The sequence below is a fragment of the Streptomyces sp. NPDC006529 genome (assembly GCF_040611795.1).
In the GTDB taxonomy this organism is placed as follows: domain Bacteria; phylum Actinomycetota; class Actinomycetes; order Streptomycetales; family Streptomycetaceae; genus Streptomyces.
In genome coordinates, this window is the sequence record NZ_JBEXPB010000002.1 from 219,332 (window position 1) to 241,337 (window position 22,006).

Consider the following 22,006-nt stretch of genomic DNA (forward strand, 5'->3'; position numbering starts at 1 on the left):
CAACGCCATGAACACCACCCAGGGAGCCACCTCCACCATCGACCCGCTCGACACCCTGCTGCGGATGGCCGACACCCTCGGCAGCCTCTCCCGGTACGCCGCCGAGAGCGCCGAACACGCCACGGCCACCGGCATCCTCCCGCCGCTCCCCGCCGCCGCCCCCGGCATCGAGTACCTGCACGGCGGCGACGACATCACCCGCGCCATCCACGAGGCGCTGCGCGGGGCCCGCCACGAGATACTCACGGCGCAGCCCGACGGGCCGCGCCCCGACGCCACCCTCGACGAGGCCTACGAAGCCGTCCGCGGCCACCTGGACCGCGGCGTCGCCATGCGCACGCTCTACCAGCACAGCTCCCGCTTCCACGAGGCCACCAAGCGGTACGTGGGCTGCGTACAGGCCCGCGGCGCGCAGGTCCGTACCCTCCCGGAGTTCTTCAACCGGATGATCGTCATCGACGGCGAGGTGGCGTTCATCCCCGCCGACGACGCGCGCAGCTCCGCCGTCCTGGTCCGCGACCTGGCCGTCAGCCGCTTCCTCGTCGACGTCTTCGAGAAGGCCTGGGACCGCGCCGAGCCCTACCCCTTCCGCCCGGTCCGCGCCGCGGACGCCGCCTGCGAGGTCATCCCCGACATGCGGCGCGCCATCCGCAAGCTGCTCATCGAGGGCCGCTCCGACAAGGCCATCGCCCGCCGGCTCGGCATCAGTCTGCGCTCGGTCCAGGGCCACGTGTCCAGCCTGCGCGACGAGTTCGGCGCCGAGCACCGCTTCCAGCTCGGCTACCTGATGGGCCTCGCCGAACGCGACGGGTCCTGAGCGCGCTCCCGCCCCCGCCCGCATCCCGCGTCCCGCATCACCGCACCCCTTCCCGAAAGGAACCCGCCGTGTACCTGCTCGCCGCCAACGAGAACCCCTACCCGCCGCTGCCCTCGGTCGCCGAGGCGCTCGCCGAAGCCGCCGGCCGGGTCAACCGCTACCCCGACCGCTTCTCCACCGAGCTCACCGACCGCCTCGCGGACCGCCTCGGCGTCCCCACCGGGCAGCTCGCCCTCGGCGCGGGCTCGGTCGGGGTGCTCCAGCACCTCCTCCAGTCCTTCGTGCGCGAGGACGGCGACGAAGTCCTCTTCGCCTGGCCGTCCTTCGAGGCCTACCCGCACCTCACGGAGCTCGCCCGCGGCGTCGCCGTGCGCGTCCCGCTGGGCCCGGGCGCCGTCCACGACCTCGACGCGATGGCCGCCGCCGTCGGCGAGCACACCCGCGTGGTCCTCGTCTGCAATCCGAACAACCCGACCGGCACCACCGTCCCCGGCGCGGACCTGGAACGGTTCCTGGACCGGATACCGGCCGGCGTGCTCGTCGTCCTGGACGAGGCCTACCGCGAGTTCGTCACCGACCCGCTCTCGGCCGACGGGGTGGCGCTGCTGCCCGGCCGCCCCGACCTGGTCGTCGTCCGCACCTTCTCCAAGGCCTACGGCCTCGCGGGCCTGCGCATCGGGTACGCCGTCGCCCACGAGCCGGTGGCCGCACGGATCCGGGCGGCCGTCGTGCCCTTCGGGGTGAACAGCGCCGCCCAGGCCGGGGCGGTGGCCTCGCTGGACGCGGAGGCCGAGCTGCTCGCGCGGGTCGAGACGCTGGTCAAGGAGCGGGAGCGGACCGCGCTCGCGCTCACCGACCTCGGGCTCGCCCCCGCCCGCAGCGAGGCGAACTTCCTGTGGCTCGGCCTCGGCGCCCGCGCCGCCGCGTTCGGCGCCGCATGCGCGGAAGCCGGGGTGGCCGTTCGGGCCTTCCCCGGCGAGGGGGTCCGGATCACGATCGGTGACCCGGAGGCCAACGACACCGCTCTCGCGGTGGCCGCCGCCTTCGCGCCCCGGCCCTGATCCGGCCCCCGTTCCGCTCGCTCTACTGCCGCCCTGTCCCGGTCCGCCCCTCGCCGGGCCGGGACAGGGCCGTCCCATGTGGTTGCGCTCAGCCCGCCGCCGCGAGCGTCTTGCCGGTGCCGGCCCGGAGGTAGCTGCCGAGGTCGGCGTACTTCTCGCGCAGCTTGCGCTTGAGCACCTTGCCGGTGACACCGACCGGGAAGTCGGCCTCGTGCGCGGCGACTTCGAGCAGGCGCAGCGTCGGGTGACCGGCCGCGGCCAGCGCCTCGTTCGCGCGGATCAGCAGCTTCTCGACGTCGTCGGCGCCCTCCTTGGTGGTCACCACGGCGACCGGGACGATGTCCTGGCCCTCGCCGCCCGCGACCACCGCGACGTCCTCGAAGGCCGGCACGTCGTTCAGCAGGACCTCCTCCATGAGCACCGAGTACGCGGGCCCCTGGGCGGTCTGGATCTGGTCGGCGGCGCGGTCCACGAGGTAGAAGTCGCCGTTCGCGTCCTTGTACGCCATGTCGCCCGGCAGCCAGTGCCCCGCCAGCTTGTAGCGGTAGGTGGTGGCCGAGTCGCCCCAGTAGCCGGGGGTGATCGCCGGGCCGCGCGCGGCCAGGAAGCCGACCTCGCCGACGTCCGCGTGGCTGCCGTCCTTGCGCAGGATCGCCACCTCGGCGACGCCCACCGGCTGGCCGGCGCAGCGGTCGTTGCGCTCGGAGTCCCGGGTCCGGATCTTCAGCAGGACGCCCCAGCCGAGCTCGGTGGTGCCGAGCCGGTCGAAGAACTGCGCCGAGTCCAGCTCCGCCGAGCGCAGCGAGAGCACCTTGTTGATGTGCGCCTGGTGCACCGCGTCGCCGATGGACACCCAGGAGTTGACGCTGTCCAGGGCGCCGTCCGCGCTGTCCAGGGAGGCGAGTTCGGCGTAGGAGTGGGCGAAGGCCATCACCGCGGTGGGCCGGTGCGCGGCCACCGTCGCCGCCAGGTCGGCGCCGTCGCGGTCGCTGTGCGCGACGACCGGGGTCCCGGCCAGCACCGCGTACACGGTGAAGGCGATGCAGCCCAGGTGCGACTGGGGGAGCGCGGTCAGCATCAGCGCGCCCGGGTTCTCCTTGAAGTCCACCAGGCGGAACTGCGGGCCCGCCACGATGGTCTTGTGCGTGTGGATCGTCGGCTTGGGGCGGCCGGTGGTCCCGGAGGAGTGCAGGATCACCACCGGGTCCTCGCCCACGTGCTGCCAGTACGCGTCCTCGGGCAGTTCCGCCGCCGGCGGCGCGGGCAGCGCCTCCTCGGTCTCGGTCCAGACCAGCCCGTCCAGGGCGGAGCCGGTCGCGGCGAGCCCGTCCAGCCGCGCCCGGTCGGCGTACAGGCCCACCGGGGCGGTCTGCTCGATCAGGGACTCGGCGATCGCCGGGGTCGCCTTGCTGTTGATGAGGACGGCGATCGCGCCGATCTGGGCGATCGCGTAGAAGTGCACCGAGTAGGCGAAGGAGTCCTCGAACCACACGGCCACCCGGTCCCCCGGCTGCACGCCGCGGCTCAGGTACCAGGCGGACCAGGACTGGGCGAGGCGGTCGATCTCCGTCAGGCTGTAGTCGTACTGCTCCACCCCGTCCAGGTTCGTGATCGGCCGGGTGGAGTGGACGAAGGGGGTCGTCGGGCTCGGGCTGGCGGCGAGCGCGGAGCGCAGCAGGTTTCCGCCGCCGACGCTCTCGTCGGCCGCGAGCGCGGCGCGCTGGGCGGGGTTGAGGACGGTGTCGGCGAAGCCCGGGCGGGAGTCGGTCATGTCTCTCGTGCCTCTCAGTCGGTGGCTGTACGGGGGTACGGCGGACCGGGACGGCGCCGTACGGGGTGCGGTCCGGGGTCAGACCGAAGCGAAGATCCGCGCGCAGAGCTCGCGGTAGTTGTCGAGTTCGGCGCCGAGGGCGCCGCGGACCGTGGCCATCAGGGCCGCGAAGTCGGCCTCGTCGCCGTCCTTGACGGTGTCGGCGAGCCGCCGGGCCGCCTCGGCGAGCGCCGTACGGGCGCCCGCTGCCTGCGGGTTGGCCGCCTGGACGTCCCAGTACACCTCCGGGGTGCCGGAGGAGACCCGGGCGAGCAGCGAGGCGAGGGTCTTGTGCGGCGGCGGGGCGATCCGGCCGACCTCGACGCTGTCGGTGCCGAGCCCGTGCAGGGCCAGCCCGAAGGAGAGGACGGTCGCGTGGGTCAGCGCCTGGGAGACGGCGGTCAGCCGGTCGTGCTCGACGGCATCGACCCGGACGACCCGGGCCCCCCAGGACTCCACCAGCCCCAGCAGCTCGGTGGTCAGCGGCCCGTCGTAGGTCACCGACGCGGCCACCACCCGGCCCTCGAAGCCGAGGGCGGGGGCGAACATGGGGTTCAGGCCGAGGCCCTCCACCCCGTCGAGGTGCGCGCTCAGTTCCTCGGCGATGCGCTGCTTCACCGAGAGGGTGTCGACGAGCAGGGTGCCCGGCCGCATCACGGCCGCCACCCCCTTGATGGAGGCGAGCGCCACCGGTTCGGGCACCGCCAGCATCACCACGTCGGCGAGCCGCAGCTCCTTCTCCAGGGCCGGCGAGATGTCGGTGATGTCGCCGTGGATGCGGCGCGCACCGCCCGCGGCGGGTTCCCCGGCGCCGGCCGGGTCCACCACGCAGATCATGATCCCGCTGCCGAACAGCTTCTCGGTGAAGAGCCGGCCGACCGCGCCCTGCCCGCCCACGATGACCGCGCGGCGGATCACGCCGCGCTCCCGGAGCTCCGGGCGGCCGAGGAGGCAGCGGGCGGGGCGGCGGCGGGCGGGGTGATGCCGGCGGGAGCCGCGACCGGGTGCAGGGCGGTGCCCACCACGGCCTGGACCATGGCCCGGGACTTCACCACCGTTTCCTCGAACTCCTCGTCGGCGTCCGAGAGCGCGATGACGGCGCCGCCGACACCGAAGGTGACCCGGTCCTCCGTCGCCACCAGGGTGCGGATGACGATGTTCAGGTCGGCGGCGCCGGAGAGCGCGAACCAGCCGAGCGAGCCGGAGTACACCCCGCGGGCGCCCTCCTCCAGCCGGTCGATGATCTCCATCGTGCGCACCTTGGGCGCGCCGGTCATCGAACCGCCGGGGAAGGCGGCCCGGACCGCGGTCACCGCGGACTCGCCGTCGCGCAGCGTGCCGCGCACGGTGGAGACCAGCTGGTGCACGGGCGCGTACGTCTCCACGTGGAACAGCTTGGGCACGTGGACCGAACCCACCTCGGAGACGATGTTGAGGTCGTTGCGGATCAGGTCGACGATCATCAGGTTCTCCGCCTGGTCCTTCTCGTTGCCGAGCAGGTCCTGGCGCAGCGCCTCGTCCTCGGCCGGCGTGGCACCGCGCGGCCGAGTGCCCTTGATCGGCTTGGACTCGGCGGTGCGGTCGGTGCCGATGGTCATGAACCGCTCGGGAGAGCCGCTCAGCACCGACACCCCGGGGAAGTCCAGGAGCGCGCCGTAGGGGACGGGACTGATCCGGCGCAGCGCCGCGTAGGTCTCCAGCGGGTCGATCCGCGCCTTGACGGCGACCTGGTTGGTCAGGCACACCTCGTAGCTCTCGCCGTCGGTGATCTCCTGGTGGATCTCCGCGATCCGGTCCAGGTAGCCGGTCCGGTCGTGCCGCATCCGGATGATGCCGGCGAGCGCGGGGTCGGTCATCCCGGTGGTGGCGAAGCGGCGCGGGGCGCCGCCGGCGGCGGCGGCCGGGGCCGGGCCGAGCGCCATCAGGCGCGCTGCCGTGCGGTCGAGCCAGTCGGCGGCGTCGCTCTCGGTGGCCGCGCCGCGGGTCAGGGCGAGCAGGTAGGTGGCGCCCTCGGCGTGGTCGAAGGCGACCATGCGGTCCGCGAAGAGCAGGGCCGCGTCCGGGGTGTCGGCCTTGTGGGCCCGGTGACCGCCGGTGTCCGCCTTCAGCTCGTAGCCGAGGTAGCCGACGTAACCGAGGTTGAACTCGAAGGGCAGCCCCTCGGGCACCTCGATCCGGCGCCCGGCCAGCTGCTTCTCCAGGTAGTCGAAGACGCTCTCCTCGACGAGTTCGTCGCGGCCGTCCCGGCGCTGGACCCGGACGGTGCGCTCCAGCACCTGGTAGGTGAGGTACTCGGCGAGGGGGCCGGTGCCGTCACCCATGAAGGAGAACCGCGACAGGCCCTCGGTGACGTTGCTGCTGTCCAGCCAGAAGCCGTGGTCGTTCCCGGCGAACAGCTCCCGGTAGGCCTCCTCGGTGTCGGGCAGCATCGTCACCTTGCGGACCTGGACGGCGTACGCCGCCGCGCCCGGGGCCGCGGTGCGGCGGGCGCCCTCGGCCAGCGCCAGGTCGCGGAAGTTCGCGAGGAGTTCGCGGCCGTACCCGCTGCTGATCGACTCGGGGTGGAACTGCACCCCCCACACGGGCAGGCTGCGGTGGCGCACGGCCATCACCACGCCGTCCGACGTCCAGGCGGTCGGCTCCAGTTCCTCGGGCAGCCGGATCGCCGCCAGCGAGTGGTAGCGCACCACCGGGTAGGGGGAGGGGATGCCCGCGAAGATCTCCCCGCCGGTGTGGGTGATCTCGGAGACCCGGCCATGCATGGGCTGCGGCGCGTGGCCGACCTCGCCGCCGAAGAGGTGGCAGATGCCCTGGTGGCCGAGGCAGACGCCGAGGACGGGCAGCCCGCTCTCCAGGATGGCGCGGGCGCTGATGCCGAAGTCGCGGGCGCGCTCGGGGCGGCCGGGGCCGGGGGAGATCACGATCGCGTCGTAGTCGTCCATCGACAGCGTCGACCACTCGGTCTCGTTGGTGACGACGACCGGCGGGCGGCCGTTGACCTCACCGAGCAGCTGGTAGAGGTTGTAGGTGAACGAGTCGTGATTGTCTATCAGGAGCGTCCGGAGGGTCCGCGGGGCGAGGGGCGTCCGCGGGGCGGGTGCAGTGTTCATGATCCGATCACCAAGTCCTCGACCCGGCAGGTCTCCTCGATCACCAGGTCATAGAGTGCGCGAAGGAAGTCCCGGTCGATTCCGTGGGCGGTCCCGAAGGCCGCGGCACGTTCCTGGACCAGCCCGATGCGGTGCGGCTGCATCATCGGAATGCCCTGGTCCTTCTTCACGAGGGCGATCTCGACACACACGCCGATGCGCGCCCGTAAGTCTTCTAGGAGCCGCTCGTCGATCCGGTCGAGCTTCGCGCGCAACTCGTCTATGCCGGCGGTGGCTTGCGCCGTGCCCTTCATGACTACCTCCCGGTCGATCCGCGTCACGGATATCGCTTCATGCACTCAGCGTGACGCGCCGGGACGGGCGGTGAAAGGGAGGCCAAGGCTCAGGTCTGCGCACTGCGCATGAGTGAACGTTGCTGCGCAACGCCCCCCGCGACGGCGGGGTTTCGTTCGCGGCAAACAGCATGCCCACCGACATCACCTGAGCACCGGTCTCGGCATCCACCGCGACCACCAGCACGAATCCGACGCATGCAGATCACTCCTCGCAGAGGGAAAGGGGAGGCCCAAGGGAGGTCAACGCCCTTTACGTCGTTGCCACTTCGCCGCCCATGTCGGCACAACGAAAAAGGCCCACCGGAGTGGGCCTTTGCGCTGGTGAGAGTCCTAGCTCTGGAAGTTGTACTGCATCACGTAGGAACCGGCGTCGAGAACCATGTGGTTGACCTCTACCGGGTATCCCTCGGCCGTGAGGGCCGTCCGGTAGATCTCCACGACTGGAGTACCAGGCAGCAGGTCGAGGGCCTCGGACTCCTCCGGACTGGGCATCCGAGCCCGCAGCTCCTCCACGAAGCCGACCGGCCCGTGGCCGATGTCGGCGAGCCGGGCGTAGACCCCGCCGGGGCCGGGGTCCGGTTCGGCGATCGGGGTGGTCCGCACCAGGTCCGCAGCGAGATACGACGTGGCCTTCTGCACCGCCGAGCCCTCCACCACGTAGCGGCGACTACGCACCAGCACCGCCACGCCTTCCTCCAGGGCGAGGGCCCGCGCCACCCAGCGCGGCGCGACGGCCTCGTAGACCTCGATGTCCACGACGTCCATGGGCCGGTCGCCCACATCGGCGGACCAGATCGAGTTCCCGGAAGACCACTGCGACCGGGCCAGCCGCTTGGCCGCCACCCGGCGGACCGGCTTGAACTCGCGAACGTACGTCCCGGCACCCGGGCGCGCGTAAGCGGCGCCTTCGCCGATGAGGAGCTTCAAGGCGTTGGCCGCCGTCATTTTGGCCACGCCGTACTGCTTGACCAGTGCCGGTTCGCCGGGCAGCCGAGCACCGGGACCGAACTCGCCGGAGTCGATCCGTGCCCGCAAGTCGTCGGCGATCTGTCGCGCCGTCTCGGGCATGATCGATCTCTCTTTCTCCCTAGGGTGGTACCACGTTAGCCAACGTCCTGCGGGTTCGCTAAGCAGCCGGCGGACTGGTCGCGTACGTCAGCGGGCGACGGCCGCCAGGTGCACGCTGCGCCGCTCGGCGCGGGCCGCGTGGGATCCGTACAGCGTGATCGAGACGACGCCCGCCACCGCGAGCAGCGCGATCCCGGCCGTTGCCCCCCAGCCCGCCCAGTGGTAGGCGAGCGCGCCGAGCGTGCCGCCCGCGCTGCTGCCCAGGTAGTACGCCGACTGGTACAGCGCGGAGGCCTGCGCGCGGCCGGACTTCGCGGTCCGGCTCACCGAGGACGAGGCCACGGCGTGCCCCGCGAAGAAGCCCGCAGTGATCAGCACCAGCCCCGCCAGGATCGCGGCCAGCGCGTCGGACAGCGACAGCAGCAGCCCGAGCGCGGTCGTGGTCACCGCCAGGTACAGCGCGCCCCGGCGCCCGGTCCGGGCCACCAGCTGCCCGGCGGCCGCGGAGGAGACCGTACCCACCAGGTACACCAGGAAGACCGAGCCGATCACGCCCTGCCCGAGCGCGTACGGCTCCTCCGCCAGCCGGTAGCCGATCACCGTGTACACCGCGCCGAAGACGGTCATGAACAGCGCGCCGATCCCGTACAGCCGCACCAGCAGCGGATCGCGCAGGTGCCCGGCGACGGTACGTCCGACCGCGCGCGGGTTCAGCGACGCCGGACGGAAGAACCGCGCCCGGGGCAGCAGCACCAGGAAGGCCACCGCGCAGAGCAGCGACATCACGCCGACCGTGAGCAGCCCGCCGCGCCAGCCCCACGCCTGCGCCGCCCAGCCGGTGACCAGACGGCCGCTCATCCCGCCGATGGAATTGCCCGCGACGAACAGCCCGATCGCCCCGACCAGCGCCTTCGGCTTGACCTCCTCGGCGAGGTAGGCCATCGCCGAGGCCGGGATCCCGGCGATCGCCGCGCCCTGCACCGCGCGCAGCGCGATCAGCCATTCCAGGTTCGGCGCGAAGGGCACCAGCAGGCCCACCGCGACCGCCGTCACCATCGACCAGGTCATCATCCGGGTCCGCCCGAACCGCTCCGACAGCGCGCTGAGCGGCAGGACGAAGAGCGCGAGCGCGCCGGTGGCCGCGGAGACCGTCCAGCTGGCCTGACCCGCAGTCACCCCGAAGCCGTCGGAGATGGCGGGCAGCAGCGCCTGCGTGGAGTAGAGGAGGGCGAAGGTGGCGAGCCCGGCGGCGAAGAGCGCGAAGCTCATCCGGCGGTAACCGGGGCGGCCGGGGGAGCGGGGCTCCGGAGCGGGGAACGACGGGGTGGAGGCGGCCACGGTGGTGGACGCCCCGGTATGAGCGGGAGGCATACCCCGAAAGTAGGCCCGTCCTTTTTATGCGTCCAATGCGCGGAATGGCGATAATCGATACATCCACGCATGAGTGCAGCTCAGGGGAGCGCCTGTCAATGACTCGTTACGAAGAAGACATGAGCGTGCCACGTTCGCTGGCCCCGCGCCTTGCGTACTTCGCGGCCGTCGCGCGGCACGAGCACGTCACCCGCGCCGCCCAGGAGCTCGGCGTACCGCAGCCCACCCTCTCGCGGGCCATCGTGCGCCTCGAACAGGACCTCGGCGTCGCCCTGTTCGCCCGCCGGGGCCGCACCGTCGCCCTCACCACCGCGGGGCGCACCTTCCTCGCCTCCACCGAGAAGGCCCTCGACTCCATCGCCCGCGCCGCCGCGTCCCTCCAGCGCGACGCCGACCCCGACGCCGGCAAGGTCGCCTTCGGCTTCCTGCACACGCTCGGCTCCGAAACCGTCCCCGGCCTCATCCGCGCCTTCCGCGCCGACCACCCCAAGGTCCGCTTCTCCCTCGTCCAGAACTACGGCGAGGCCATGCTGGAACGGCTGCGCGCCGGCGAACTCGACCTCTGCCTGACCTCCCCGCTGCCCGTCGCCCCCGACCTGGTCGCCCGCCGGCTGGACGAACAGCGGCTGCGCCTGGTGGTGCCGGACGACCACCGGCTCGCCGGCCGCAAGCGGATCCGGCTCGCCGAGGCCGCCGAGGAAACCTTCGTCACCCTCGAATCCGGCTACGGGCTGCGCCGGATCACCGACGACCTGTGCGCCGAGGCGGGCTTCACCCCCCGGGTCGCCTTCGAGGGCGAGGAGGCCGAAACCCTGCGCGGCCTGGTCGCCGCGGGCCTCGGCGTCGCCCTCCTGCCCCCGCCCGCCGTGCCGCGCCCCGGCGTGGTCGAACTGACCGTCACCGCCCCGCGCGCGGTGCGCGAGATCGGCCTCGCCTGGCTGGACGGCCACCCGGACACCCCGCCGGTGGCCGAGTTCAAACGCTTCCTGCTCTCGCGCCGCGGCCGCCTGATCCCCGAACTCTGACCTACGCCCCGCCGGCGGTCTCCCCTTCCGCCTCGTCCGCCTCGTCCGCCTCGGCCCCGTCCGCCCCCGACGCCTCCGCGCCCGCGGTGGCCAGCAGGTACCCCGCGTGGAACCGGGACTTCGCCCCCACCGCCCGCATGACCTCCGCGATGTGCCGCTGGCACGTCCGCTCCGACATGCCCAGGCGCCGTGCGATCACCTTGTCCTCCAGCCCCTCCGCAAGCATCCGCACGATCATCCGGCGCAGCTGGTCCGACAGCAGCCGCGCCTGGTCCGGCCCGACGCTCGACGCGAAGGGCTCCGCCTGCACCCACGCCCGCTCGAACGCCTCCCGCATGAAGTGCACGACCGCCGGTTCGCGCACGAGCAGCGCCGCCCCCGCCGCGTCCGGGACCGCCATCAGCGCCGTACGCCCGTCGATCACGATCATCCGCATCAGCCCGTCACCGAGGGTGCGGACCTGCGCCCCGCGCGCCGTCACCCGGTCGACGTACGCCGCGGTCGGCCGGGAGTAGCGCGCCGTGTGCTGGTAGAGCGTCCGCATCCGCACGCCGCGCGCCAGCACCGACTCGTCCCGCCCGATCGCCTCCTCCAACGCCTCGGCCGGGCGCCCGCCGCCGGGCTGCGAGGTCAGCACCTCCCGCTCGCAGGACGCGACCAGCTCCCCGATCAGCCCCCGTACGGCGCCCAGGTCCGTCACCAGCTCCAGCGGGGCCGGACCGCCCAGGTCCCGCCGGGCGATCCCCGCCTCGTACTCCGGCACCAGCGCGTCCAGCCGCCGGCGCACCCGGTCCATCTCGTCGTGCGTCTCGCGCACCCGCAGCGCCAGCGGGGCCAGCGCCCGCGCCACCGCCGCCCGCGGCGACACCACGCTCCAGCGGGGCGCGCCGTCCTCGCCGGGCCCCGCCGGATCGGGCTGCAGCAGCCGAGCGGCCACCAGCTCCGTGACCGCGGCGGCCGCCCGCACGCCCAGGGCCGCGGAGGCCTCGGCCGCGTCGAACGCGTGCCGCTCGACGGCGTAGGCGTACAGGCGCCGGGCGGCCGGACTCAGGCCATCCGCATCGTCATCGGCAGGCATATGCGTATTCGTCCCGGAAACGAAGGGGTTGTAAACCCCTCGGGTTCTCGCAGGGCGCCAAGACGAGGCCTGGCAGCGGCCCCGCGGCATATGCCGAACCGGCAGGCTGAACCCACGGCCCCGGCCCTCCGGCCGGCGGCGCGAGCAGGACCCGGGGGTGGACACGGTGCACAGCGAAAGCCCCAGACCCGTCGCCCTCCTGCTGAGCCCGCGCCCCGCCGTGGTCGCCGCCGCCCGCCGGGCGGGCGCGCGTCCCGTGGTGGTCGCGCCGGCCGCGTCCGTACCGTCCGTCCGTGAGGGGGCGGAACGGCCGGTACGGACGGACTGGCGCGACCACCGCTCCCTGACCGCGGACCTCGCCCGGCTGGCGGCGGTCCGCGACCGGCGGGCCGCCGTCTTCGGGTTCGACGCGGCCGGCTCTCTCGCCGCCGCCCGCGCCAACGAGGCCCTGGGCCTGCCCGGCACCTCCAGCGACGCCGTCACCGCCCTCATGGACAAGGCCGCCCTGCGCGCCCGCACCAACACCGTCCTGCACCCCGGCCACCCCGTCTCCTTCGCCCGCTGCGGACGCGCCGCCCTGCTCCCCTTCATCGCCGATCTCATCGGCTACCCGTGCGTGGTCAAACCGCGGGCGGGCGCCGACGGCGAGGGCGTGCGCGAACTCACCAGCCCCGCGGACGCGCGGGCCGCCTCCCGCTTCTACCCCGAGATCACCGACCTGCTCGTGGAGGAGCTCCTCGAAGGCCCCGAACTCACCGTCGAAGCCCTCTCGCGCGGCGGCCGCCACCGCATCCTCGGCTGGACCCGCCGCTTCCCCGGCCCCCGGCTCACCACCGCGGGCCACCAGTTCCCGGTGCCGCTCGCACCCCGGCCGGCCGCGTCCGTACGGGCCTACGTGCGCCGGCTCCTCGACCTGGCCGGGCACCGCGACGGCCCCTCCCACACGGAGGTCATCCTCACGCCCCGCGGCCCCCGCCTGGTGGAGGCCCACGCCCGCCCCGGCGTCATGGAACCCGACCTGCTCCGGCTCGCCACCGGCATCGACGTCCTCGCCCTCGCGGTCGCCGCGGCCCTGGCCCTCCCGCCGCCGCCCCTGCACCCCCGCGCGGCCCACGCGGGGGTGCGCTACGTCGACGTCCCCCCGGCCCCGCCCCGCCCCACCGCCCTGGCCGCCGCCCGCGCCGTCCCGGGCGTCATCCGCATCCACCTGTCCACCCCCCACCCCTACATCCTGGCCACAGCCCCCACCGCCCAAGCCCTCACCACCACCCTCACCCAAGCCACCACCCTCCTGAACTGACGCCCAGCCACATCAGCCCCGCCGGCGTTTGAGGCGCCCCCGGAGGGCACGCACGCACCATCCAGCCCCGCAAGCAACACCAGCCCCGCCGGCGTTTGAGGCGCGGGGCCCGGGGCAGAGCCCCGCAACGAACCCGCACCCACCCGGAGGCCGTCCCGCGCAGGGCAGAGGGAACCCCCGGGTCCGGGACAAGAAGGCCCGCCCCTACCCCCGCCCGAAGCCGGAACCCAACGGCATGCGCAACCCCAAAGGCGGCGGAGCCGCAAGCGCATCCACCACCGGCCGCGCATACCGCCCCGCCCCCACCGTCCCGAGGACGAAGTCCACGCCCAGCGCGACCACTTCCGCCCGGTGCTCCCGCAGCCCGTGCCCGTCCGAGTGCACCTCGAACCGGCAGGTGGCCCGGTTCGCCTTCTTCGCCCGCGCCGCCAGCCGGAACGACGCCTCCGGATCACAGCGCGCGTCATCGGTGCCGTGCACGATCAGGACGTGCCGCCCCGACAGCTGCTTCACCGGTTCGGGCGCCCCGCCCGCGTCCGCCTCCGGCAGCCGCGGCGCCAGCGCCACCACGCAGGTGACGGCCTCGTGCCCGGCCGCCGCCAGCGCCGCCCGGCCGCCCGCGTCGTAGCCGACCAGGCACACCGGTACGTCGCCGTAGCGGCGTAACGCCTCCTCCACGGCCCACCGCGCGGCCTCCTCCCGCCCGTCCGCGCCGTGCCGGACGGTGTGCGTGACCAGCCCCTCGGCCCCGCCCGCCCGGGCCAGCGCCCGCGCGAGCGGCCGCACCGGGCCGGAGGAGAACCAGGACGCCCCGGGAAGCAGGAGCGCCACACCATTGACTGTCGAGCCCGGCCCGTTCGCGCCGGCCGCCCGCCCCAGGCGGGCCCCGCGCGCCGGCGGCGCATGCTGTGCCATGGCGGAACATTCTCAGACCGGCGGGTGTACGCCACCCGTCCGCACGGTCACTGTTACGTATCGACCCCGTCCGCCTGTCCCGCGCTCTACGCGCGTAGGAGCTAGAGTGCCCAGATGACGAGCGAGACCCCCAACCTGCCCACCCCGGATCAGATCCGCCGCTCCCCGAAGGTGCTGCTCCACGACCACCTCGACGGTGGCCTGCGCCCCGGGACCATCATCGAGCTGGCGGACAAGGCCGGTTACGAGAACCTCCCCGAGACCGACGCCGCCAAGCTGGGCGTCTGGTTCCGGGAAGCGGCCGACTCCGGCTCCCTGCCGCGCTACCTGGAGACGTTCGCGCACACCTGCGCCGTCATGCAGACGAAGGAGGCCCTCTTCCGGGTCGCCTCCGAGTGCGCCCAGGACCTGGCCGAGGACGGCGTCGTGTACGCCGAGATCCGGTACGCCCCCGAGCAGCACCTCGAAGCCGGCCTGACCCTCGAAGAGGTCGTCGAGGCGGTCAACGAGGGCTTCCGCGAGGGCGAGCGCCGCGCGCGGACCAACGGCAACCGCATCCGCATCGGCGCCCTGCTCACCGCGATGCGCCACGCGGCCCGCGCGCTGGAGATCGCCGAGCTGGCGAACCGCTACCGCGACAAGGGCGTCGTCGGCTTCGACATCGCCGGCGCCGAGGCCGGGTTCCCTCCCACCCGCCACCTCGACGCCTTCGAGTACCTCAAGCGCGAGAACAACCACTTCACCATCCACGCGGGCGAGGCCTTCGGCCTGCCGTCGATCTGGCAGGCCCTGCAGTGGTGCGGCGCGGACCGCCTGGGTCACGGCGTGAAGATCATCGACGACATCGAGGTCGCCGCCGACGGCTCGGTCACGCTGGGCCGCCTGGCCTCGTACGTCCGGGACAAGCGCATCCCCCTGGAGATGTGCCCGACGTCGAACCTGCAGACGGGTGCGGCGCTCTCCTACGCCGAGCACCCCATCGGCCTGCTGCGCAAGCTCCACTTCCGGCTCACGGTCAACACCGACAACCGGCTGATGAGCGGGACCAGCATGAGCCGGGAGTTCGAGCACCTGGTCGACACCTTCGGGTACTCGCTCGACGACATGCAGTGGTTCACGGTCAATGCGATGAAGTCCGCGTTCATTCCTTTCGATGAACGGCTGGCCATGATCAACGACGTGATCAAGCCGGGCTATGCGGAGCTGAAGTCGGAGTGGCTGTTCCAGCAGACCGCTTCCACCAGCGGTTCCGTCTCGGCGTAGGCCACGGCATGACGTACTGAAAGCGCCCGGGAGGAGCAATTCCCGGGTGCTTTCTCATATTTACGGATGTTTGCGGGAGGGGGTTTGAAGTGACTAGTTTGCGGAGCCGCTCAATTCCCCGTCGCAAGGACTCTTCATGAAGAAGTCAGCCAAGACTCTCGGTGTCGCCGTCATCGGTGCCGCCTTCGCCGCGGCCGCCGCCGGTACCGCCTCCGCCGCCGTGCCCGCGATCGGTGTCACCGACGCGCTCGGCACCGTGACCGCCGCCGCCCAGGGCATCACCAGCCAGCAGAAGGTCGCCGCCGGCGAGGAGGGCCAGAGCCAGTCGAGCGACCCGGCGGAGGCCCTCAAGCCCGTCACCGGCCTGCTCGGCGGCCTGCCGACCAGCAACCTCCCCGGCGGCCTCGGCGGCTGACCCCGCCGCAGGGCGGGTCCGCACATCGCACAGGGATTCGCGCGTACACACGCGGGGCGCACACCCTTTCGAGGGGGTGGGCGCCCCGCCGCCGCCTGTGCCACGATCACCCCGAACTGCTCACCGCCGCACCGGGTACGAGGTCGAGGACATGCGCATGAAGGCACGAGCGGCCGCGGTCGCGTCGCTGGCACCCTTACTCCTGGCCGCCGCCGGCTGCACCTCCGCGGGCGGCCCGGCAGCGGACGGGACCCCGGACCCGAAGGGCTCCGCGGCCACGCGGGCCGCCGGCGCGCCCGGTTCGGCAGGCGCCACCGCGGGAGCCTCCGCGGGCGCCTCCGCCGCGCCGCGCACCGGCACCGTGCTGGAGAAGTCCGCCCTGGAACAGGGCGACCTCGTCGGCTACCAGATCTCTGCCCAGGGCAAGAACCCCAACGCCCCCGACGGCCAGCCGCAGGCCGACAAGAAGCCCTGCCAGCCCCTCGCCGACGTCATGGGCGACAAACCGGACCCGGCCGCGCGGGAGATCGTGAACCGGGGCGTCGGGTCCCAGACCCAGATGGGCCTCGCCATCTCGGACACGCTCAGCGCCTACGGCGAGAGCGACGCGAAGCGGCTCATGGCCCGGCTGAAGACGGCCGTCGCCGCCTGCGGCGGGGGATTCAACGCCACCGTCGAGAAGCAGACCGGCAGCTACCGCCAGGTCAAGGCCGTTCCGTACAGGACCGGGGGCGACGACAGCGTCAGCTGGACGGTCGTCGCGGCCGCCCAGGGCGTCTCGGCCCACGTCCACCTGGTCCTCGTACGCCAGGGTTCGACGATCGTGCGGCTGATGGCGCTCAACGTCGCGGACGCCCGGCGCGGGACGGAAGTGCCGCACGACCTCACGGACAAGCAGGTCCAGAAGATCAAGCAGACGATGCGCTGAGCCGGTCGTCGGCGGCCGAAGGCGGCGCTACCAGGAACCGGTTCCGGCGGCGCCGGTCCTGTCGTTCGGCAGGACCACCCACAGGGCCAGGTAGATCAGGAACTGCGGGCCCGGCAGGAGGCAGGAGACGGCGAATATGAGACGCATCGTGTTCGCGGACATACCGAAGCGTCGCGCCAGACCGGCACAGACTCCGCCGATCCATCGTCCGTCACGGGGGCGGGCAAGGGCGCTCATGGTTTCTCCTTCGTAGGGATCGCTTTCTCGCGATGCCTCAATACTCCCGGGGAATCGCCGACAGCACCTCGGTCCACGGGCCGATACCGACCCTGGCAACTCTCGGGGTCGGCCCCTGAGAACGCACCGGAGAAGGGGTCGGAGACGGAGCGGGGGACAAGTCCGGGGACGCGGGCCGCGAGGCGACCCGCCGCACCGAGCGCCGCAGCCGGGCGCGCAGGGCCGGTACGACGGCCAGGTGCGCCAGCACCACGCCCGCCACGTTCAGCAGCACCGCGTCCACGTCGACCACCCGCCCCGGCACCGCCGTCTGGAGCATCCCGATGCTGACGGAGATCAGCGCACCCGCCGCGACCGTCCGGCTCAGCGAGGCCCACGCCGCCAGCGGCGACGGCGCCAGGCGGCCGCTGACCAGGGGGAAGAGCACCCCCAGCGGCGCGAGCAGCACCAGCGACGAACCGATCCGGCGCGCCGCCTCCAGCGGCCCGTAGGCCAGGTCGGCTCTGATCCCCTCGAAGGGGGTCAGATTGGCGGAGGCGGCCCATGGCACGTCCAGGGGTCGCAGGGTCACCCAGGCGACGAGCAGGAGGTGGGCGGCCAGCAGACCGCTGCCCACGAGCCGGAGCCGGAGTTGAATGGCGGCGCTGCCGCCGGCTTCATGACGCTGCACAGCTGCGAAGACGCGACAGACGGTAGCCGCGGTTCCGGCCGGTTCAGCGTGTGGCGAGGAGCACGATCAGAGCGACCGCTCCGATCACCGCCGGCGCGATGATCTCGTACGACCAGCGCACCGTCACGCTGCCCTGCGCCCCGGCCCGGGAGGTCCCGCGCTCGGCCAGCTCCGACAGCTCGCTCACGGCCTTGTCCGCCCCGGCCTGAACCGGATCCTTCGCGGCCGCGTCCGCGCCAGCGGCGCGCCCGGCCCGGCGGTTGGCCTTCTTCCGCTCGCGCAGCGAGACAGGGATCGACCACAGCTGGTACTTGGTCCCCTCGGCCAGCGCCTCCGCCGAGTAACCGGCGCGCACCGCGTCCACGGCAGCCCAGGGCAGCTCGATGGTGCGGAAGGGGTTCCGTACGCGCATCCGGTTGTCGTTCGCGAAGACCGCGGGCCGCAGCGTGAACGCGACGATCAGCGGCACCCCGCACACCAGCACGGCCCCGGCGATCCACCGCGCCGACCCGGACCCCTGGAACAGGGCGTCCCCGCACAGCCAGGCGATCAGCGCCAGCAGCAGCACCCCGGTGACCATGGCCATGGGGGAGCGGTAGACCCGGTCGTCGTAGACCGGCTCGTCGGCAGCGGGGGGCACGGGGCTCGTCATGCCCCTGATTCTGCCGCACGGCGGTTCGGCGCGGGTGTCCCGGCCCGGGCGCCGCGGCCGCGGCGCCTCCGTGGCTCAGGCCGGGGCGGAGAGCCCTGGCGCCGGCCGGTCCGCCCGGCTGCGCCGGGGAGCGGCTTCGCCGCTCGTGGGGTGCGCTTCGTGCGTCCGGGGTCGGGGTGGTTCCGGGGGCTGCCCGTCAGTTCAACTGTCTCTCCGGGGTGGGCCGTGCCCTCAAGGGCGCTCCTTCGTCGCGTCGCTGCGCGATGGCCTGCGGCCACCCTTGACCGCCCAGCCCACCCCGGAAAGCCAAGAACTGTCGGGCCGCCCCCGGGGGAGGCAGGGGGGAGGCTGCCCATTGCCTGGGGTCCGGCGCCCGGCCGAAGGCCGAGTGGGCCCGATGCCCCGCCCTGCGGGCGGCAAGAACGCACTCAATCGCTACGCGCTTCTCCGAGAGAGGCGTCTGCGGGCTGTTATGGGCTGGTGAGGGGCGCGGCAGGACTCAAAGCTCGGCCAGACGAGAGTCCACTCGGGTCAAGCAGCCGTCGAGACTCAACAGCCGCTCAAAACGCCCCTTTTATGGCGCTTTAATCTCCACTCTTGGGGCGGCCGGGCGTCAGACCCGGACCAACACCCATCTGACCGAAGTCTCAGCCCCACGCAGCCCGCTGACGCTTCTCTCGGAGAAGCGCGTAGCGATTAGGGGCGCTCTTTCCGCCCACAGGGCGGCACACAGGGCCCATTCGGCCTGCGGCCGGGCGCCGGACGGCAAGCAACGGGCACCCTCCCCCCTGCCTCCCCCCGGGGGCGGCCCGACAGTTCTTGGCTTTCCGGGACGGGGTGGCATGTCAAGAGTGGCCGCAGGCCATCGCGCAGCGACGCGACCGCAGGGAGCGCTCTTGACAGGACGCCCCGGCACGGGAAGACAGTGGAACTGACGGGCAGCCCCCGGAGCATCACCGACCCCGAAGCGCGAAACCTACCCACGAGCGGCGAAGCCGCCCCCCCACCACCTCAACCCACCAGATCCGCGTACAAGATGATGTTGTCCGGGCGGTGGCCCGCGGTGAGTTCGCCGCCGCAGGTGATCAGGCGCAGTTCGGGGCGCGCGGTGTTCCCGTAGACCTTCGCGGTGGGGAAGGTCTTCTTGTCCACCTGCTCCAGTGCGCGCACCCGGAAGACCGCGGTGGTGCCGTCCGCGCGGTCGACCGTGATCTCGTCGCCGGTGTGGACCTTCGCGACGTCCTTGAGCACGGCCGGGCCCCGCGCGGTGTCGAAGTGGCCGATCAGCACGGAGGGACCGGTCTCGCCGGGAGTGACACCCTTGGTGTACCAGCCGATCTTGTTCCCGTCGGCCACGGACGGCACCTCGACGGTGCCGTCGGCGGCCAGCCCGAGCTTCAGCACCGGGGAGGTGTCGACCCCGGCAGCCGGCACGCGGATCCGTACGGGCTCGGAGGCGGCCATCGGCGCGGCGGTCGCGGCGGCCGGCCCCGGGGCGGGGGGAGCGGTGGCCGCGGCCACGTGCGCGGGCTGGGTCACCGCCGGGGCGGCGGTCGGGGCGGCGCCCGTACAGCCGGTGAGGACGGCCAGGGCGAGCGGCGCGAGCAGCGTGGCGGCGCGGCGGGCGGCACGGGACATCGGGGAACTCCAGGACGGGGACCGGCGGGCCACCACGAAGGTGGCCCGCCGAAGGAGGGTGTGGGGCGGGGAGGCCGAGTCAGCCCTGGCTGCGGCGGCGGCGCAGGGCGACCGTGCCGAGCGCGGCGAAGAGCGCGAGGAGACCGGCACCCGCCGCCAGGGTGGCGGTGTCGCCGGTGTCCGCGACCGTCGCGACCGGGATCTCGGCGCCCGCCGCGACCGCACCCTGCGGAACCACGGTGGTCTGGCCCTTGGTCTGGGGGGAGATGTTCGCGGGGGTGACGGGCTTCGGGGTCGCGGCCGGGGTGGTGGCCGGGGCGGGCTTCGGCGCGGCGTCGTCGTGGACCTCGTACGCGGCCTTGCAGCCCTTCGGGAGCGCGGGGAAGGAGCTCTTGAGGACGGGGGAGTCGCCGCCCTGGGTCTTCCACTCCAGGACCGGCGCGGCACCGCTCGGGTTCGCGATGTGGAGGTAGTACGCGCGGGTTCCGGTCGGGCTGGTGCGGGTCAGCGTGACCGACCACGGGTCCGCCTGCGGGTCGGTGACGTGGACGTAGGCCTTCGGGCCCTGGGGGGACATCGTCAGGTCGGCGAAGTGGTAGCCGCCGAGCTGGACCTGCTTGACCTCGGAGACGCACGGGTCGGTGGGCTCGGCCGGGACGGCCTTGCCCTTCGGCAGCGGGTAGGAGGCCGTGGTGCCGTTCTCCGTGACCGTGAGCACCGGGACGGCCTGGTCCGCGTGCGTCAGCTTCAGCTGGAGGACGTCCACCGTGGCGCGGAGGTGGGTGCGGTCCAGCTTCTCCACCACGCGGACCATGTAGGTGTCGCCCGGCTTCCAGCCCGCGCCGACGAAGCGGATCCAGGCCTCCGGGCCCTCGGCCCCGTTGCGCAGCACCGCGACCAGGCCCTGGCCTATGTAGACCGGCTTGCCCTCGTAGCGGGAGTCGTCCGACGCCGTGCCCGCCGCCGACACCGCCGATGCCGCGACCTGCGGCGCGGTAGCGGCCGCGAACGCCGAGGTGGCGGCCGGTGCGAGCAGGATCCCCGCGACGGCGGCGGTGACGAGGGAGGTGCGGAGGGCGAGGGCGGAACGCATAACGACTCCTGAAGCATGGTGAAGCGGATGGAGGAGAGTCGCATGCCTCGTTGAGTCTGTTCGGTGTGTCTTCCACCGGGTCAGGTGTGGCGGGCTGCTGAAGAGAAACCTACGGATCTTGTGCGTGTGGATCATCTGCTTCCTGTCACCAAGGTGTCACAGCGGACCCGTGTGCGACAGCGGTGGAGTTTCGGGCGATTTCAGCCCAGGGGGGTGACAGGCCGCTACGCGCGTAGATATGCTCATCTGGTGACCATGCCCACCACACTCCCCGCATTCGCTGACGTGACGACGTCCGACAGCGCGCTGCGCCGCTTCCTGCACGGGCTGCCCGGCGTAGACGCCGTCGGCCTGGAAGCGCGCGCCGCCGCCCTCGGCACCCGTTCGATCAAGACGACGGCCAAGGCGTTCGCCATCGACCTGGCCATCTCGATGATCGACCTGACCACGCTCGAGGGCGCGGACACCCCGGGCAAGGTCCGGGCGCTCTGCGCCAAGGGCGCGAACCCCGACCCGACCGACCGGACGACCCCGCGCACGGCGGCCATCTGCGTCTATCCCGACATGGCCGGCATCGCGCACGAGGCCCTGGCCGGGACCGGCATCAAGGTGGCCTCCGTGGCGACGGCGTTCCCCGCCGGCCGCGCCGCCCTGCCGGTCAAGCTCGCGGACACGCGTGACGCCGTGGCGGCGGGTGCGGACGAGATCGACATGGTCATCGACCGTGGCGCCTTCCTCGCGGGCCGCTACCTCGACACCTTCGAGCTGATCAAGGCCGTCAAGGAAGCGTGCGTGCGCCCCGACGGCACCGCCGCCCGCCTCAAGGTCATCTTCGAGACCGGCGAGCTGTCGACGTACGACAACATCCGACGCGCCTCCTGGATCGGCATGATGGCCGGCGCCGACTTCATCAAGACCTCCACCGGCAAGGTGGGGGTGAACGCCACCCCCGCCAACACCCTGCTGATGCTGGAGGCCGTCCGCGACTTCCGCGCGCAGACCGGCGTGCAGATCGGCGTGAAGCCCGCGGGCGGCATCCGCACGACCAAGGACGCGCTCAAGTTCCTGGTCCTGGTCAACGAGACCGTGGGCGAGGACTGGCTGTCCAACGAGTGGTTCCGCTTCGGCGCCTCCAGCCTGCTGAACGACCTGCTCATGCAGCGCCAGAAGCTGAGCACCGGGCGATACTCCGGTCCCGACTACGTGACGGTGGACTGAGA

21 protein-coding genes are annotated in these 22,006 nt (G+C 72.9%); 8 read left to right on the forward strand and 13 right to left on the reverse strand.

The genetic code is table 11. The annotated features are described in order from the left end of the window. The first annotated feature begins 7 nt into the window (after positions 1-7). Complete coding sequence (locus tag ABZY31_RS02940; protein WP_356404147.1) at positions 8-817, forward strand: LuxR C-terminal-related transcriptional regulator; 810 nt, start codon at positions 8-10, stop codon at positions 815-817. Further along, positions 814-1,878 (forward strand): histidinol-phosphate transaminase, encoded by a 1,065-nt coding sequence (locus tag ABZY31_RS02945; protein WP_356404415.1) that lies wholly within the window; start codon positions 814-816, stop codon positions 1,876-1,878. The genes ABZY31_RS02940 and ABZY31_RS02945 overlap by 4 nt, the downstream gene beginning before the upstream one ends. 88 nt (positions 1,879-1,966) lie before the next feature. Here ABZY31_RS02945 and ABZY31_RS02950 read toward each other — a convergent pair whose 3' ends face one another. The 6 genes from ABZY31_RS02950 to ABZY31_RS02975 all read right to left on the reverse strand — a co-directional run bounded on the left by ABZY31_RS02950 (position 1,967) and on the right by ABZY31_RS02975 (position 9,572). Continuing rightward, on the reverse strand, positions 1,967-3,649 hold the full coding sequence (locus tag ABZY31_RS02950; protein WP_356404149.1) for a class I adenylate-forming enzyme family protein: 1,683 nt from the start codon (positions 3,647-3,649) through the stop codon (positions 1,967-1,969). A 78-nt stretch (positions 3,650-3,727) separates the two neighbouring features. Next, positions 3,728-4,606: a prephenate dehydrogenase gene (locus ABZY31_RS02955; protein WP_356404151.1), complete on the reverse strand. Its 879-nt coding sequence runs from the start codon at positions 4,604-4,606 to the stop codon at positions 3,728-3,730. Continuing rightward, a complete protein-coding gene (pabB, locus tag ABZY31_RS02960; protein ID WP_356404153.1) occupies positions 4,603-6,798 on the reverse strand; it encodes an aminodeoxychorismate synthase component I in 2,196 nt (731 codons plus the stop codon). The genes ABZY31_RS02955 and pabB overlap by 4 nt, the downstream gene beginning before the upstream one ends. Next, the gene (locus ABZY31_RS02965; RefSeq protein WP_356404155.1) at positions 6,795-7,118 is read right to left on the reverse strand and encodes a chorismate mutase family protein; all 324 of its coding nucleotides are present in this window, start codon (positions 7,116-7,118) and stop codon (positions 6,795-6,797) included. Before ABZY31_RS02965 ends, pabB begins: the two co-directional genes overlap by 4 nt. A gap of 345 nt (positions 7,119-7,463) precedes the next feature. Then, the gene (locus ABZY31_RS02970) at positions 7,464-8,201 is read right to left on the reverse strand and encodes a GntR family transcriptional regulator (protein ID WP_356404157.1); all 738 of its coding nucleotides are present in this window, start codon (positions 8,199-8,201) and stop codon (positions 7,464-7,466) included. A gap of 87 nt (positions 8,202-8,288) precedes the next feature. Further along, positions 8,289-9,572: an MFS transporter gene (locus ABZY31_RS02975; protein WP_356404159.1), complete on the reverse strand. Its 1,284-nt coding sequence runs from the start codon at positions 9,570-9,572 to the stop codon at positions 8,289-8,291. Positions 9,573-9,670: 98 nt separating this feature from the next. Between ABZY31_RS02975 and ABZY31_RS02980 the strand changes: the two genes are divergently transcribed. After that, complete coding sequence (locus ABZY31_RS02980) at positions 9,671-10,597, forward strand: LysR family transcriptional regulator (protein WP_356404161.1); 927 nt, start codon at positions 9,671-9,673, stop codon at positions 10,595-10,597. A 1-nt stretch (position 10,598) separates the two neighbouring features. Here the strand turns inward: ABZY31_RS02980 and ABZY31_RS02985 are convergent, their stop codons facing one another. Further along, positions 10,599-11,675 carry a helix-turn-helix transcriptional regulator gene (locus ABZY31_RS02985; protein ID WP_356404163.1) on the reverse strand — a complete coding sequence of 359 codons (1,077 nt, stop codon included), beginning with the start codon at positions 11,673-11,675 and terminating at the stop codon, positions 10,599-10,601. Positions 11,676-11,832: 157 nt separating this feature from the next. Here ABZY31_RS02985 and ABZY31_RS02990 point away from each other — a divergent pair, with 157 nt between their 5' ends. Beyond that, positions 11,833-12,975 carry an ATP-grasp domain-containing protein gene (locus ABZY31_RS02990; RefSeq protein WP_356404165.1) on the forward strand — a complete coding sequence of 381 codons (1,143 nt, stop codon included), beginning with the start codon at positions 11,833-11,835 and terminating at the stop codon, positions 12,973-12,975. 204 nt (positions 12,976-13,179) lie between these two features. On the opposite strand, the gene ABZY31_RS02995 is transcribed toward ABZY31_RS02990, so the two are convergent. Further along, positions 13,180-13,890, reverse strand: a complete 711-nt coding sequence (locus tag ABZY31_RS02995) for an alpha/beta hydrolase (RefSeq protein WP_356404167.1) — start codon at positions 13,888-13,890, stop codon at positions 13,180-13,182. A 114-nt stretch (positions 13,891-14,004) separates the two neighbouring features. On the opposite strand from ABZY31_RS02995, the gene ABZY31_RS03000 reads away from it, so the two are divergent. The 3 genes from ABZY31_RS03000 (at position 14,005) to ABZY31_RS03010 (ending at position 16,496) form a co-directional block, all read left to right on the forward strand. Then, positions 14,005-15,153 (forward strand): adenosine deaminase, encoded by a 1,149-nt coding sequence (locus ABZY31_RS03000; RefSeq protein ID WP_356404169.1) that lies wholly within the window; start codon positions 14,005-14,007, stop codon positions 15,151-15,153. Between the two features lie 136 nt (positions 15,154-15,289). Beyond that, positions 15,290-15,568 carry a hypothetical protein gene (locus tag ABZY31_RS03005; RefSeq protein ID WP_356404171.1) on the forward strand — a complete coding sequence of 93 codons (279 nt, stop codon included), beginning with the start codon at positions 15,290-15,292 and terminating at the stop codon, positions 15,566-15,568. 157 nt (positions 15,569-15,725) lie between these two features. After that, positions 15,726-16,496, forward strand: coding sequence for a hypothetical protein (locus tag ABZY31_RS03010; protein ID WP_356404173.1), 771 nt, complete (start codon positions 15,726-15,728; stop codon positions 16,494-16,496). A gap of 27 nt (positions 16,497-16,523) precedes the next feature. Here ABZY31_RS03010 and ABZY31_RS03015 read toward each other — a convergent pair whose 3' ends face one another. The 5 genes from ABZY31_RS03015 to ABZY31_RS03035 all read right to left on the reverse strand — a co-directional run bounded on the left by ABZY31_RS03015 (position 16,524) and on the right by ABZY31_RS03035 (position 20,786). Further along, a complete protein-coding gene (locus tag ABZY31_RS03015) occupies positions 16,524-16,733 on the reverse strand; it encodes a PspC domain-containing protein (protein WP_356404175.1) in 210 nt (69 codons plus the stop codon). 37 nt (positions 16,734-16,770) lie between these two features. Next, positions 16,771-17,403 carry a VanZ family protein gene (locus tag ABZY31_RS03020; protein WP_356404177.1) on the reverse strand — a complete coding sequence of 211 codons (633 nt, stop codon included), beginning with the start codon at positions 17,401-17,403 and terminating at the stop codon, positions 16,771-16,773. Positions 17,404-17,446: 43 nt separating this feature from the next. Then, positions 17,447-18,055: a PH domain-containing protein gene (locus ABZY31_RS03025; protein WP_356404178.1), complete on the reverse strand. Its 609-nt coding sequence runs from the start codon at positions 18,053-18,055 to the stop codon at positions 17,447-17,449. 1,011 nt (positions 18,056-19,066) lie between these two features. Then, positions 19,067-19,693: a class F sortase gene (locus tag ABZY31_RS03030; protein ID WP_356404180.1), complete on the reverse strand. Its 627-nt coding sequence runs from the start codon at positions 19,691-19,693 to the stop codon at positions 19,067-19,069. Between the two features lie 79 nt (positions 19,694-19,772). Next, the gene (locus ABZY31_RS03035; RefSeq protein WP_356404181.1) at positions 19,773-20,786 is read right to left on the reverse strand and encodes a hypothetical protein; all 1,014 of its coding nucleotides are present in this window, start codon (positions 20,784-20,786) and stop codon (positions 19,773-19,775) included. A 255-nt stretch (positions 20,787-21,041) separates the two neighbouring features. Here ABZY31_RS03035 and deoC point away from each other — a divergent pair, with 255 nt between their 5' ends. Further along, positions 21,042-22,004 carry a deoxyribose-phosphate aldolase gene (deoC, locus tag ABZY31_RS03040; RefSeq protein WP_356404417.1) on the forward strand — a complete coding sequence of 321 codons (963 nt, stop codon included), beginning with the start codon at positions 21,042-21,044 and terminating at the stop codon, positions 22,002-22,004. Positions 22,005-22,006 lie beyond the last annotated feature (2 nt).

What these genes read in the sequence shown, in the direction of transcription:
- pabB (WP_356404153.1), bottom strand. Translation starts at nt 6,798, where the DNA reads ATGAACACTGCACCCGCCCCGCGGACGCCCCTCGCCCCGCGGACCCTC.
- ABZY31_RS03025 (WP_356404178.1), bottom strand. Translation starts at nt 18,055, where the DNA reads ATGACGAGCCCCGTGCCCCCCGCTGCCGACGAGCCGGTCTACGACGAC.
- ABZY31_RS02950 (WP_356404149.1), bottom strand. Translation starts at nt 3,649, where the DNA reads ATGACCGACTCCCGCCCGGGCTTCGCCGACACCGTCCTCAACCCCGCC.
- ABZY31_RS02985 (WP_356404163.1), bottom strand. Translation starts at nt 11,675, where the DNA reads ATGCCTGCCGATGACGATGCGGATGGCCTGAGTCCGGCCGCCCGGCGC.
- ABZY31_RS02980 (WP_356404161.1), top strand. Translation starts at nt 9,671, where the DNA reads ATGACTCGTTACGAAGAAGACATGAGCGTGCCACGTTCGCTGGCCCCG.
- ABZY31_RS03030 (WP_356404180.1), bottom strand. Translation starts at nt 19,693, where the DNA reads ATGTCCCGTGCCGCCCGCCGCGCCGCCACGCTGCTCGCGCCGCTCGCC.
- deoC (WP_356404417.1), top strand. Translation starts at nt 21,042, where the DNA reads ATGCCCACCACACTCCCCGCATTCGCTGACGTGACGACGTCCGACAGC.
- ABZY31_RS02975 (WP_356404159.1), bottom strand. Translation starts at nt 9,572, where the DNA reads ATGCCTCCCGCTCATACCGGGGCGTCCACCACCGTGGCCGCCTCCACC.
- ABZY31_RS02940 (WP_356404147.1), top strand. Translation starts at nt 8, where the DNA reads ATGAACACCACCCAGGGAGCCACCTCCACCATCGACCCGCTCGACACC.
- ABZY31_RS03010 (WP_356404173.1), top strand. Translation starts at nt 15,726, where the DNA reads ATGAAGGCACGAGCGGCCGCGGTCGCGTCGCTGGCACCCTTACTCCTG.
- ABZY31_RS03000 (WP_356404169.1), top strand. Translation starts at nt 14,005, where the DNA reads ATGACGAGCGAGACCCCCAACCTGCCCACCCCGGATCAGATCCGCCGC.
- ABZY31_RS03005 (WP_356404171.1), top strand. Translation starts at nt 15,290, where the DNA reads ATGAAGAAGTCAGCCAAGACTCTCGGTGTCGCCGTCATCGGTGCCGCC.
- ABZY31_RS02995 (WP_356404167.1), bottom strand. Translation starts at nt 13,890, where the DNA reads ATGGCACAGCATGCGCCGCCGGCGCGCGGGGCCCGCCTGGGGCGGGCG.
- ABZY31_RS03035 (WP_356404181.1), bottom strand. Translation starts at nt 20,786, where the DNA reads ATGCGTTCCGCCCTCGCCCTCCGCACCTCCCTCGTCACCGCCGCCGTC.
- ABZY31_RS03015 (WP_356404175.1), bottom strand. Translation starts at nt 16,733, where the DNA reads ATGAGCGCCCTTGCCCGCCCCCGTGACGGACGATGGATCGGCGGAGTC.
- ABZY31_RS02970 (WP_356404157.1), bottom strand. Translation starts at nt 8,201, where the DNA reads ATGCCCGAGACGGCGCGACAGATCGCCGACGACTTGCGGGCACGGATC.